The sequence below is a fragment of the Martinezella lusitana genome (assembly GCF_014207095.1).
Lineage (GTDB): Bacteria > Pseudomonadota > Alphaproteobacteria > Rhizobiales > Rhizobiaceae > Rhizobium > Rhizobium lusitanum_B.
The window spans coordinates 26394-39342 of record NZ_JACHBG010000002.1; the positions used below are offsets into that span (position 1 = coordinate 26394).

The following is a 12949-nucleotide window of genomic DNA, read 5'->3' on the forward strand; positions in this document are numbered from 1 at the left end:
CCGGTCTTTGCAAGGCTATTCCTTGCGGCCATCAACCGCGCGGCAGGGTGATTCTCGCTTCGAAGCCGTCCGATCTTCCCGTGGCGGGCGACAGGAGATCGACGCGGCCGCCGATCTGATTGACGATGCGCTCGACGATGGAAAGGCCGAGACCCGAGCCGGCGGCCTTTGTTTTTCCGCGCCAGAAGCGCTTTTTCAGGCCAGCAAGCTCCTCCTGCGAAAGCATGGCGCCGCCGTTGACCACGCGGACGGTATGGTCATCGACGCGAACGGTCACCTCGTCATCTACCGGTCCGTGAATCAAAGCGTTTTCGATCAGGTTACGTATGACAATGGCGAAGGCATCGATATCGATGTTGCGGATCAGTCTCTCTTTGGTGTCGTCTTCCAACAAAACGCGGCCGGCGGTACCAGTGTCGCGATCGTAGTCGCCGATCACGGTTTCGATGATGTCGACCAGGTCGATCGGTTTTTCACCGGTACCGATGCCCGCCTGGGCGCGGGAGAGCTGCAGCAGTTTTTCAGCCAGACGGCCGAGATTGGAGAGCGACGTTTCGATGCGGGCGGCGCGTTCGGCCTGTGGCCCCGGCGGCAGCTCGGCAAGCAGGCGCTGGGTCTGCGCCAGCGCGCCGGCAATCGGCGTGCGCAGCTCATGAGCGCTGTTGGCGGAGAATTCCCGCTCGGCTTCGAGGGCCAGCCGCAGGCGATCGAGCAGCAGATTGACGGAACGAGCGATCGGTTGAAGCTCGAGCGGCAGGGTTTCGCTGTCCAGTGGCATCATATTGCCGCCGTCCTTGGTGGCGATTTGCGATCGCAGGCGATCGATCGGGCGCAGTGAACGGCCGACGACGAGGCCAATGGCGATGATGCTGGCTGGGATAAGCGCCAGCAGCGGCCAGAGCAGGGCGACGCCGCTTTCGCGGGATGCCTCCCGCCGGTTCTTGAAGGCGTCGGCGACATGCAGGAAGATCGTGCCGTCGGCCGACGATTCCGTATAGATCCGGTATCGCGGCGTGTTGTGGAAGCCGATTTCCAGCGGCACTTCGTAGGCGGTCGGCGGGGCGTCGTGCGAGTGCAGGATCACCTTGCCGTTGGCGTCGAGCACCTGATAGGTGAGATATTCGCGATTCAGCCCCTTGTTGAGCTGTTCGAGACTCTGAGGATCGCCCGAATGATCGCGATTGGCCAGATCGTCGAGCACCAAGGGGAGCAATCGCTCCGCGGTTTCCTGCAGCGCGCCGTCGAAGGTCTCGGAGAGTTCCTTGTTGACGACATAGACGCCGATGCCGACCGCGACCAGCCAGAAAAGCACGACGGTGCCGGTGAGCGCGGCGATCAGACGCCAGGTGATGCTCGCGCGGCTCGGCTCCTTGCGATCCGTCATCGATCACCCAGGCTGTAGCCCACGCCTCTGGCCGTCCGGATTCGATCCCTACCGATCTTCTTTCTCAGTCGGCTGACATAGACTTCGACCGTGTTGCTCTCGATTTCGGAGCCGAAGGCATAGAGCGCCTCCTCGATCTTGTCTTTCGATACGATAGCGCCCGGTCGTGCGACGAGCAGATCCAGAACGGCCCATTCGCGGCCCGTCAGGATAATGTTCTTGCCCTCGAGCCGAACCAGCCGCTGCGGCTGATCGATCTCAAGGTCGGCAAAGCGAATAGTCGGCTGCGGGCTGCCCGTGTATCGGCGGGCCACCGCCAGAATGCGAGCGGTGAGCTCGCCGAGATTGAAGGGTTTTACGAGGTAATCGTCGGCGCCGCTGTTCAGCCCCTCGATACGATCCGAGATTTGATCGCGGGCCGTGAGGATGATGACCGGAGTCTCGTCGGGCTTGCGGCGCAGGCGCTTGAGAAACTCGATGCCGCTGCCGTCCGGAAGCTGCAGATCCAGCAACACCAGGCCATAGTTGACGGCGCTGGTCACTTCGTCGGCATCGGCCAGGTTTTTTACCCAATCCACGGCATGGGTCCCTGCCGCGATATGATCGCGAACAGCGCTGCCGATCGTATCATCGTCTTCCACAAGAAGAATCCGCACCGCTATCCTCTCAACCGTTGACTGCGCGTCAGTTAATGCCGACGAACCTATCGGGTCAATAACGGCCAAAATAGGCCTTGTGGAGATATGCGTTTCAAGGCGACGCGCCTTCGCGGAAAACGCGCCCGGCGCCTATGGACAGACAGGAACGCCGTGGTTACTTCTTTGCCTCCGGAACGAAGCGGCCAGGAGATTGCCGCAACAAGCCATTGGAGGTTGTTCGGTCATGCTGAAGGGAATTTCGCCGCTGTTGAATGCGGATGTGCTTTATGCGCTGAAATCGATGGGACATGGCGACATGCTCGTCGTGGTCGACACGAATTTTCCGGCCGAAGCGATTGCGAGCCAGACGGTTCTCGGCGAGCTGCTGCGCATCGACAATGTGCCGGCGGCTGACGCCGTTTCTGCCATTTTGTCGTTGATGCCTCTCGATACTTTCATCGATGACGCGGCGACGCGTATGGAAGTCGTTGGTGCGCCGGACGAGCTGCCGCAGGTGCAGCGAGAGGTGCAGGCGGTGATCGACAAGGCCGAAGGCAAGCACTGGCCGCTGTCGCCGGTCGAACGCTTCGCTTTCTACGAGCGTGCCAAGGATGCTTTTTGCATCATCCAGACCGGCGAGCGCCGTTTCTACGGCTGTTTCACCTTGACCAAGGGTGTCATCCCACCGGAAACTGAATAATCCGATCGTCGGACGAAAGCGCTGTTTCGATAAAGGAATGCAATGGCGAAGAAGCTGGATTCCCAAGGGCGGCTCGATGATGCGGCGCGCGCCGGTTGGCTCTATTATGTCGCCGGGCGCACGCAGGACGAGATCGCGGCTGCTATGGGAATCTCTCGCCAGTCGGCGCAGCGGCTGGTGTCGCTGGCCGTTGCCGAGCGGCTGATCAAGGTTCGGCTGGATCATCCGATCGCCGCCTGCCTGGAATATGCTGCGGCGCTGAAACGGAAATTCGATCTCAAGCATGTCGAAGTTGTGCCGAGCGATCCCGACGGGGCATCCTCGACGGTCGGCATTGCCCAGGCGGGTGCCGCCGAAATCGAACGCTGGCTGAAGCGCAGCGATCCGATCGTGGTGGCGATCGGCACGGGCCGCACGCTGAAGGCTGCGGTCGACCAGCTGCCGGCGATCGAATGTCTGCAGCACCGCGTGGTGTCGCTGACCGGCAATATCGGCCCGGACGGTTCGGCTGCCTACTACAACGTCATCTTCAGCATGGCCGATGTCGTCAAGGCGCGGCATTTCCCGATGCCGCTGCCCGTGCTGGTGTCTTCGGCGGAAGAACGCGAACTGCTGCATGCGCAGGCACTGGTCCGCTCGACGCTCGATATCAGCGCCCAGGCTGACGTGACCTTTGTCGGTATCGGTGAAATGGGCATCGAAGCGCCGCTCTGTCTCGACGGCTTTCTCGAGAGAGACGAGATGCTTGCGTTGATGCAGCGCGGTGCTGCCGGCGAGATCTGCGGCTGGGTCTTCGATGGTGAGGGCAAGCTCATACCAGACGACGTCAACGAGCGCGTGGCAAGCGCGCCGATCCCGTCGCGCGATACGTCTTCCGTCATCGGAATCGCCAAGGGAAAACGCAAGTTCGAGGCGATCAAGGCAGCGGTCACCGGCCGCCAAATCAATGGTTTGATCACCGACGAGGCAGTTGCTGAGTTTTTGCTCAGGAATTGAGCAAAAAATTTAATCCGTAAAAACAAAATGATAGGTTGCTTGCTCGGCAATGCAGCAACGAATTCGCATTGACATTTTGTCGCAATGAGTGAGTAATTGCTCACGAGCAAAGCGAATGCTCATTTTAGTCTTCTGGGAGGAAGATATGAAATTGAAAACTTTACTGCTGAGCGCCTGCTCGGCGCTGATGTTTGCCGGCTTGGCGTCCGCTGAAACCCTGACGATTGCGACAGTCAACAACGGCGACATGGTTCGTATGCAGAAGCTTACGGACGACTTCAAAGCCAAGAACCCCGGTATCGATCTGCAATGGGTTACGCTTGAAGAAAACGTATTGCGCCAGAAGGTTACGACCGACATCGCTACCAAGGCCGGCCAGTACGACGTACTGACCATCGGCACCTACGAGGTGCCGATCTGGAGCAAACTCGGCTGGCTCGCATCGCTCGACAAGCTTTCCGCCGACAAGGACTACGACGTGAATGACCTTCTCCCGGCCATTCGCAGCGGTCTGACCACTGACGGCAAGCTCTACGCGGCACCGTTCTACGGCGAAAGCTCGATGGTGATGTACCGCAAGGACCTGTTCGACAAGGCCGGCCTGAAGATGCCGGACGCGCCGACCTGGGACTTCGTTGCCGATGCGGCCCGCAAGATCACCGACAAGGACCATGAAGTCTACGGCATCTGCCTTCGCGGCAAGGCAGGCTGGGGCGAAAACATGGCGTTCCTGACGGCGATGTCGAACTCGTTCGGCGCTCGCTGGTTCGATGAGAAATGGAAGGCACAGTTCGACCAGCCGGAATGGAAGGCGACGCTCGACTTCTACGTCAAGCTGATGAAGGACGCCGGCCCTCCGGGTGCTTCTTCCAACGGCTTCAATGAAAACCTGGCTCTGTTCCAGTCCGGCAAGTGCGGAATGTGGATCGACGCAACGGTTGCCGCTTCCTTCGTCTCCGATCCGAAGGAATCCAAGGTCGCCGATAAGGTCGGCTTTGCTCTGGCTCCGGACAAGGGTTTGGGCAAGCGCGGCAACTGGCTCTGGGCATGGAACCTCGCCATCCCGGCTTCGTCGAAGAAGACCGAAGCTGCGGAGAAGTTCATCTCCTGGGCAACCAGCAAGGAATACACCAACCTGGTCGCCCAGAAGGAAGGCTGGCTGAACGCACCTCCCGGCACCCGTACGTCGCTCTACGCGAGCGCGGACTACCAGAAGGCAGCGGCTTTCGCCAAGATGACGCTCGACTCGATCAACTCGGCTGATCCGACGCACCCGACCGTGAAGCCTGTTCCCTATGTCGGCGTCCAGTTCGTCGCTATCCCTGAATTCCAGGGTATCGGCACGGCTGTCGGTCAGCAGTTCTCGGCCGCTCTTGCCGGTCAGATCTCTGTCGATCAGGCTCTGAAGGCTGCACAGCAGCTGACGGAACGCGAAATGAAGAAGGCCGGCTACCCGAAGTAAGGGCCTTTGAAACTACGGAAAGCGGCACACCTCTCGAGTGCTGCTTTCCCCTAGGCCGCCGAGCGCCCGAATTGCCCTTGGCGGCCCTTTTCGTTTCAGCCGGTCCGCGGCCAACTCCCCCTGTTCAAAGATAGGTCGGTACTTGCCATGGCAACGTTGCACACTCGTTCTACTGCCCGCGTCATGATGGCGCCTTCGGTTCTGCTTCTCTTTGCGTGGATGATCGTCCCGCTCGTGATGACGATCTATTTCTCGACGCTGAACTACAATCTGCTGAACCCCGGCACGCATGATTTCCTCGGGTTTCTCAACTACGAATACTTCGTCACCGATCCCGCCTTCATCAGCTCTTTGTTCGTGACGTTGCTGCTCGTCGGCGGTGCATTGCTGATCACCGTCATCGGCGGCATTGCGCTGGCACTCCTTCTTGATCAGCCGATCTTCGGCCAGGGCATCGTGCGCATGCTGGTGCTTGCGCCCTTCTTCGTGATGCCGACGGTCGCGGCCCTTATCTGGAAGCACATGTTCATGAACCCGGTGAACGGGCTCCTGGCACATCTCTTCCGGTTCTTCGGGCTTGATCCGCTGACCTGGCTGGAGACGGTTCCGCTGCTGTCGATCATCATCATCGTCGCCTGGCAATGGCTGCCCTTCGCCACCCTCATCCTGCTGACGGCCCTGCAGTCGCTCGACGAGGAGCAGAAGGAAGCTGCCGAAATGGACGGCGCCGGCCCGGTTTCGAAGTTCATCTACATCATCCTGCCGCATCTGGCCCGCGCCATTACCGTCGTGATCCTGATCGAGACGATCTTCCTGCTCTCCGCCTTCGCCGAAATCCTCGTCACCACCAATGGCGGTCCGGGCACGGCGACGACGAACCTGACTTATCTCGTCTATTCGCAGATCGTTCTGTCGCAGGACGTCGGCGGCGCATCGGCAGGCGGCATCATCGCCGTCATCCTTGCCAATATCGTCGCGATCTTCCTGATGCGCGCAGTCGGCAAGAATCTGGAGGCTTGAGATGGCACGCAAAATCACCACGCAACGCAAGATCGTCGTATCGATCGCCGCCTGGATCGTGGCAATCCTCATCTTCTTCCCGATCCTGTGGACGATCCTGACGAGCTTCAAGACCGAGGGCGACGCCATCGCCTCGCCGCCGCAGTTCCTCTTCTTCCACTGGACGCTGCAGAATTATTTCGAGGTGCAGTCGCGCTCGGATTATTTCCTCCACTTCGGCAACTCGGTCATCATCGCCTTCGGTTCCACGATCCTTGGTTTGCTCGTCGCCGTTCCCGCCGCCTGGGCCATGGCCTTCTCGCCGACCAAGCGCACGAAGGATGTCTTGATGTGGATGCTGTCCACCAAGATGATGCCGCCGGTCGGCGCCTTCATCCCGATCTACCTGTTGTTCCAGGGTTTCGGCCTTTTGAACAACCAGTTCGCCAGCCGCGTCGGCATGGTCGTCGTGCTGATGCTCATCAACCTGCCGATTATCGTCTGGATGCTCTACACCTACTTCAAGGAAATCCCCGGCGAGATCCTTGAAGCGGCCCGCATGGACGGCGCGACGCTTGCCAAGGAGATCATCTATGTCCTGACGCCGATGGCGATCCCCGGCCTTGCCTCGACGATGTTGCTCAACATCATCCTCGCCTGGAACGAGGCCTTTTGGACGCTCAACCTGTCGGCTGTCGACGCCGCACCGCTGAGTACCTTCATCGCCTCCTATTCCAGCCCGGAGGGCCTGTTCTATGCCAAGCTTTCGGCGGCATCGACCATGGCGATCGCTCCGATCCTGATCCTCGGCTGGTTCAGCCAGAAACAACTCGTTCGCGGCCTGACCTTCGGCGCGGTTAAATAAGGAAGACAAGCATGGGTAGCATTGTTCTCAGACAAGTTTCCAAGGTCTTCGGCGAAGCCAAGGTCATCCCTTCCATCGATCTCGAGATCGATAATGGCGAGTTCGTGGTGTTCGTCGGCCCGTCAGGCTGTGGCAAGTCCACGCTGCTGCGCCTGATCGCCGGCCTCGAAGACGTCTCCGGCGGCCAGATCATGATCGACGGCAAGGACGGCACCAATCTAAAGCCGTCCGACCGCGGTCTCGCCATGGTGTTCCAGTCCTACGCGCTCTATCCGCATATGAGCGTTCGCAGGAACATCGCCTTTCCGCTGAAGATGGCGAACATGCCGCAGGCGGAGATCGACAAGAAAGTCGCCGATGCCGCGCGCGTCCTGAATCTCACGGATTATCTGGAGCGCAAGCCGCGCCAGCTTTCCGGCGGCCAGCGCCAGCGCGTCGCCATCGGCCGCGCCATCGTGCGCCAGCCGGCGGCCTTCCTCTTCGATGAGCCTTTGTCGAATCTGGATGCCGCGTTACGCGTCAACATGCGCCTCGAGATCAGCGAGCTGCACCAGCAGCTGAAGACGACGATGATCTACGTGACGCACGATCAGGTCGAGGCCATGACCATGGCCGACAAGATCGTGGTGCTCAATCGCGGCAATATCGAGCAGGTCGGCTCGCCGCTGGAACTCTATCGCAGCCCGCGCAATCTCTTCGTCGCCGGTTTCATCGGCTCGCCGAAGATGAATTTCGTCAAGGGTGCCTTAGCTCAGACGCTCGGCGCCGACACGATCGGCGTGCGGCCGGAGCATGTGCTGCTGTCGACCACCTCCGGCGACTGGCAGGGCAGGGTGCTGGTTGCAGAACATCTCGGCTCCGACACTTTCCTGCACATCGACGTCGACGGGATCGGCACGGTGACGGCGCGCGGCTCGGGTGATTTCCCGGCGAGGGCCGGCGACACCGTCTACCTGACGCCGGACAAGACGCATATTCACCGGTTCAATGCCGAAGGGCTTTCGATCTGAGCCAAAAGCCAAGGCCCTACGCGTCTATCGCGCGCGCCAACGCATTTTTGCCGTTCCGCATCCATCGATCTCGCTGGGCGGGCGGGCATACCAGCCGGCGCTGTCTTTCGAGGACGCCCGGAGCCAGAGACCTTTCAGAAGGACTAGAGACATGACGTGCAAATTATCGCTCGCAACTCTCCAGCAGGCGGCTGCAAAGGCGGTCATTCCTACTTACGATCCGAAGTCGCTTTCGGCTGGTATCGTGCATTTCGGTGTCGGTAATTTCCATCGCGCCCATCAGGCCGTTTATCTCGACGATCTTTTCAATGCCGGCGAGGCGCATGACTGGGCGATCATTGGCGCCGGCGTGCTGCCTTCGGATGCGGCGATGCGGGAAAAGCTTGCAGCGCAGGACTTTCTGACGACGGTGGTCGAGCAGGACAATAATCGCACGGCTGCCCGCGTGACAGCGCCGATGATCGACATTCTGCCGGTCGGCGATGCCAAGGCCATCATTGCGAAGCTCGCTGATCCGGCGATCCGTATCGTCTCGATGACGATCACCGAGGGCGGCTATTTCATCGACGCCTCGGGCAAGTTCAATCCCGCTCATCCGGCGATCGTTGCCGACGGGCAGAACCCGGATGCGCCGAAAACCGTGTTCGGCTTGATCGTTGCCGGTCTCAAGGCGCGCCGCGCCGCTGGCCTGCAACCCTTCACCGTCATGTCCTGCGACAACATTCCCCACAATGGCGGCGTCACCAAAGCTGCCGTCGTTGGCACGGCCCGGCTTTCCGACCCGGCTTTTGCAGATTGGATTGCCGCAAATGTTGCTTTCCCGAATGGCATGGTCGACCGCATCACACCGGCAACGGGTGCACGCGAGATCGATCTCCTGAAGCAAGCCTTCGATATCGAAGACAATTGGCCCGTCTATTGCGAAGAATTCAAGCAGTGGGTGCTGGAAGACAATTTCCCGGCGGGACGCCCGGCACTTGAAAAGGTCGGCGTGACTTTCGTGCCCGACGTAACGCCCTATGAGCACATGAAGATCCGCATTCTCAACGGCGGCCACGCGGCGATCGCCTATCCGGCAGCGCTGATGGATATCCATTTCGTGCATGAGGCCATGGAGGAGCCGCTGATCCGCGCCTTCCTTGCCAAGCTCGAAAACGATGAGATCATCCCCGTCATCCCGCCGGTGCCGAACACCGTGCTTGCCGATTACTTCAAGCTGATCGAACGGCGCTTCGCCAATCCGAAGATCGCCGACACCATCCCGCGCCTGGCGCAGGACGGCTCGAACCGTCAGCCGAAGTTCATTCTGCCGTCCACGGCCGATCGTCTCCGCCGCGGTGAGGATATTGTCGGCCTCGCGCTCGTCTCCGCGCTCTGGTGCCGTTATTTCGCCGGCAAGAGCGACAGCGGCAAGGACATCGTCTTTAACGACGCCAGCGCCGATCGGCTGCATGAGGCTGCGCTCAAGGCGAAGGACGATCCGGCGGCTTTCCTTGTCTTCGACGATATTTTTGGTGATGTCGCCAAGTCCGATCTCTTCCGCAAGCGCTTCGCGCATGCACTGAAAACGCTGTGGGAAAAGGGTACCCGCGTCACCCTGCAGCTATACTTGGATAACAAACTCGCGGAATAATTTTCAAACGGCCGGAATTCTCCTGTTCCGGCCGTTTTCCATTATTAAGCCTGTGTATCGTATGGGCGAGACGGCAACAGAATTCAGGTTGGACCTACGATGACCGATGCGGAGAAGGGGCTCGTAATCTTCGATTGCGACGGCGTACTTGTGGACAGCGAACCGCTGTCAGTCAGTGTGCTCATCCAGGCGATGCACGATATCGGCGTGGATATGACCGAAGAGGATGTCTACAGCCGCTTCCTCGGCAAGAGCCTGGCGACGCTCGTCGACACGATGCAGACAGAGTTTGATGTCTTCATCGATCAGGCGTTTCTGGATGGGGTGCGCAATAATCTCTATGAGCGCTTCAAGCATGAGTTGAAGCCGACGGACGGCATTGCTGCGACGCTGGACGCGCTGCCGCTTCCACGCTGCGTCGCGTCCTCAAGTCAGCTGGAGCGCATCCGTCTTTCGCTTGGCGTCACCGGCCTTCTGGACAGGCTGGAGCCGAATATTTTCAGCGCCAGCATGGTCAAGCGCGGCAAGCCGGCGCCGGATCTCTTCCTCTATGCCGCCGAAAAAATGGGTGTGCCGCCGAAAGATTGCATCGTCGTGGAAGACAGCCCGGCCGGCATCACGGCGGCTCGGGCGGCTGGCATGACGGTTTTCGCCTTCACCGGCGGTTCCCATGCCCATTCGCCGAGCTATCGGGCGGAGCTGGAACAGCTTTCGCCGGAAGTCGTGTTTGACGCGATGCCGGAATTGTTACAACTTGTCCGCAACACGAGATAAGTGGTCGGGACCTCTTTTGCATGCGTGATCACGTGGTTGCGGTCGATATCGGCACAGGCAGCGCGCGCGCCGGTGTCTTCACGGCGAGCGGCTCACTGCTGGCAAAAAGCGAACATCCGATCCTGATGCATCGCCCGCGTGAGAACCACGCCGAGCATGATTCCGAAGATATATGGGCAGCCGTTTGCACCGCCGTTCGCGGTGCGGTGAAGGCTGCGGGCATCGATGCCTCCGTCATCGGCGCGATCGGCTTCGATGCAACCTGCTCGCTGGTCGTGCGTGACAGGGAAGGGAGACAGCTGACGGTTTCCACCGGCAGAGAGAGCCGGTTCGATACCATCGTCTGGCTCGATCATCGGGCGCTTGCCGAAGCCGATTACTGCACGGCGACCAAGCATGCGGTTCTCGAATATTCCGGCGAGTTCATGTCGCCGGAAATGGAAATGCCGAAGCTGATGTGGCTGAAGGAGAACCTGCCGGAAAGCTGGGCTGAGGCGGGTTATTTCTTCGATCTTGCCGATTTCATGACGTGGAAGGCGAGCGGCTCTGTTGCTCGATCGCGCTCGACGCTGGTGGCGAAATGGAACTATCTCGCCCACCGCGAGCAGGGCTGGCAGGCTGATTTTCTCAACGTGATCGGCCTTGGCGATCTGCGCGAGCGCGGCAGCCTGCCTGAAGAGAGCGTCGCCGTCGGCAAGAGCATCGGCACGCTGACGGCTGAAGCAGCAGCAGCGCTTGGCCTCGACCCCGCCTGTCATGTCGGCGCCGGCATGATCGATGCCTATGCCGGCGCGCTTGGCGCGCTTGCCGGCCATGCCGGTGATGTCGCCGCGCTGGAGCATCAACTGGCGCTGATCGCGGGAACATCGAGCTGCGTCGTTTCCTTTGCGCGCGAACGCAAGCGTAGCACCGGCATGTGGGGACCTTACTATGAGGCCGTCTTCCCGGGCATGTGGCTTGCCGAGGCCGGACAGTCGGCCACGGGTGCGCTCCTCGACCATATCGTCAGCATGCATGCGGCCGGCGGCCCGCCGACGGCGGTGCTGCACGACCGTATCGTCCGGCGCATCGCGGAACTCAGGCTTGTCGAGGGTGATGCTCTTGGCGGGCGCATCCATGTGCTGCCCGATTTTCACGGCAACCGCTCGCCGCTCGCCGACCCGCACGCTCTTGGCGTTATCAGCGGCATGACGCTGGACTCCTCCTTCGATGGTCTCTGCCGGCTCTATTGGCGCACCAGTGTCGGCATTGCGCTCGGCATCCGCCACATCCTGGAGCGGATGCGGGACTATGGCTACGTACTCGACACGCTGCATGTTGCCGGCGGCCATGTGAAGAACTCGGTGCTGATGGAGCTTTATTCCGATGTGACCGGCTGCAAGGTCGTGATGCCGAAGATGAACGAGACGGTGCTTCTCGGCACGGCCATTGCCGCTTCCGTCGCCTGCGGCATCCACGAAAACCTGGGTGTTGCTGGGGCTGCGATGTATCCCGGTGGTCTTGAACGGCTGCCGGATGCGGGCAGGAAGGCGCTCTACGATCGTGATTATCGGCGCTTTCTGGCCATGTATCGGCATCGTGCCGAACTGGACGCCATGGAATAGGCGTTTGCCCTGTATCGGCTATCGCAGCGGTGCGGGAGCGAACATCGCCTGCAATTCTTCGATCCGGCGAATCCTGTTCCTGGCTGCCTCGCCGGCGGCCTGCGTGACGGCCAATGAGATCAGCTCGAGCAATGCCATCATCCCCGAAAGGCTATCGTTGCTGTTGGCGCGTTGCGGTGGCAAAGACAGCGTGATGTTGGCGAATTCATGCGCCCATTCCGTAAACTGACCGGTTGCCAGAAGAACCTTGTGTCCGGCGCGGCGGGCCGTGCGCGCCAGCAACCGCGAGGCGACGAAGCGCGGTGAATCGATGATGATAGTGAGGTTGTTTTCCGATTGTGCGCCAAACATCTGTATATAGCTGCCATTGGCGCCATCGAGGAAGAGGACGTGATCGCGCGCGAGCGTCAGCCGGTCGCAGAAGTGGTGCCCGAGCCCTGCAAGGCCGGGATGGGCGGCGATGAAGACGTTGGCGGAAGACAGGATCGTCGAGACCGCTTCGTGCCATTGCGGTTGATTGGCGAGATTGTAGATATGCTGCAGTATCTCGACCTGTTCGACGATCTGTGCCGCCAAAGGGCGGCTCTCGCCGGCGTCCTTCTGAAGCCGTTCGAGGATATTAGGCAATTGCAACCCAACCGGAGGTGCATTTTCCTTCAGGTGCACCTTGATGCCGTCCAGGCCATGATAGCCGAGGGAGCGCAGGAAGCGTCCCACCGTCATGGGGCTCAACTCCAACCTGTCGGCGACGGAGGAGGCGGTTTCAAACGGCAGCTCATTCAGATGTTCTGAGAAATACTTTGCAATACGCCGCTCGGCCGGCGTGCCAACCTTAATATATTCTCTGAGTTTCTGGCCAAGGTCTTCCAAATTTGCGCCCCCCT

General features: G+C 60.3%; 12 protein-coding genes. 9 read left to right on the forward strand and 3 right to left on the reverse strand.

What is annotated here, in order from left to right:
* Positions 1 to 31 precede the first annotated feature (31 nt).
* Positions 32 to 1384, reverse strand: coding sequence for an ATP-binding protein (locus tag GGD46_RS04715; protein ID WP_184702304.1), 1353 nt, complete (start codon positions 1382 to 1384; stop codon positions 32 to 34).
* Positions 1381 to 2040, reverse strand: coding sequence for a response regulator transcription factor (locus GGD46_RS04720; RefSeq protein WP_184702306.1), 660 nt, complete (start codon positions 2038 to 2040; stop codon positions 1381 to 1383). Before GGD46_RS04720 ends, GGD46_RS04715 begins: the two co-directional genes overlap by 4 nt.
* A gap of 226 nt (positions 2041 to 2266) precedes the next feature.
* On the opposite strand from GGD46_RS04720, the gene GGD46_RS04725 reads away from it, so the two are divergent.
* The 9 genes from GGD46_RS04725 (at position 2267) to GGD46_RS04765 (ending at position 12065) form a co-directional block, all read left to right on the forward strand.
* Positions 2267 to 2722: an RbsD/FucU family protein gene (locus tag GGD46_RS04725; protein ID WP_184702308.1), complete on the forward strand. Its 456-nt coding sequence runs from the start codon at positions 2267 to 2269 to the stop codon at positions 2720 to 2722.
* A 42-nt stretch (positions 2723 to 2764) separates the two neighbouring features.
* The gene (locus tag GGD46_RS04730; protein ID WP_184702310.1) at positions 2765 to 3718 is read left to right on the forward strand and encodes a sugar-binding transcriptional regulator; all 954 of its coding nucleotides are present in this window, start codon (positions 2765 to 2767) and stop codon (positions 3716 to 3718) included.
* A gap of 145 nt (positions 3719 to 3863) precedes the next feature.
* Complete coding sequence (locus GGD46_RS04735) at positions 3864 to 5180, forward strand: sugar ABC transporter substrate-binding protein (RefSeq protein WP_184702312.1); 1317 nt, start codon at positions 3864 to 3866, stop codon at positions 5178 to 5180.
* Between the two features lie 147 nt (positions 5181 to 5327).
* Complete coding sequence (locus tag GGD46_RS04740) at positions 5328 to 6200, forward strand: carbohydrate ABC transporter permease (RefSeq protein ID WP_184702314.1); 873 nt, start codon at positions 5328 to 5330, stop codon at positions 6198 to 6200.
* A gap of 1 nt (position 6201) precedes the next feature.
* Positions 6202 to 7044: a carbohydrate ABC transporter permease gene (locus tag GGD46_RS04745; protein ID WP_184702316.1), complete on the forward strand. Its 843-nt coding sequence runs from the start codon at positions 6202 to 6204 to the stop codon at positions 7042 to 7044.
* A gap of 11 nt (positions 7045 to 7055) precedes the next feature.
* The gene (locus GGD46_RS04750; protein ID WP_184702318.1) at positions 7056 to 8054 is read left to right on the forward strand and encodes an ABC transporter ATP-binding protein; all 999 of its coding nucleotides are present in this window, start codon (positions 7056 to 7058) and stop codon (positions 8052 to 8054) included.
* A 151-nt stretch (positions 8055 to 8205) separates the two neighbouring features.
* Positions 8206 to 9687: a mannitol dehydrogenase family protein gene (locus GGD46_RS04755; RefSeq protein WP_184702320.1), complete on the forward strand. Its 1482-nt coding sequence runs from the start codon at positions 8206 to 8208 to the stop codon at positions 9685 to 9687.
* 99 nt (positions 9688 to 9786) lie between these two features.
* On the forward strand, positions 9787 to 10461 hold the full coding sequence (locus GGD46_RS04760) for an HAD family hydrolase (RefSeq protein ID WP_184702322.1): 675 nt from the start codon (positions 9787 to 9789) through the stop codon (positions 10459 to 10461).
* A gap of 20 nt (positions 10462 to 10481) precedes the next feature.
* Positions 10482 to 12065 carry an FGGY-family carbohydrate kinase gene (locus GGD46_RS04765; RefSeq protein WP_184702324.1) on the forward strand — a complete coding sequence of 528 codons (1584 nt, stop codon included), beginning with the start codon at positions 10482 to 10484 and terminating at the stop codon, positions 12063 to 12065.
* Positions 12066 to 12083: 18 nt separating this feature from the next.
* Here GGD46_RS04765 and GGD46_RS04770 read toward each other — a convergent pair whose 3' ends face one another.
* Positions 12084 to 12935, reverse strand: coding sequence for a MurR/RpiR family transcriptional regulator (locus GGD46_RS04770; RefSeq protein WP_246806229.1), 852 nt, complete (start codon positions 12933 to 12935; stop codon positions 12084 to 12086).
* Positions 12936 to 12949 lie beyond the last annotated feature (14 nt).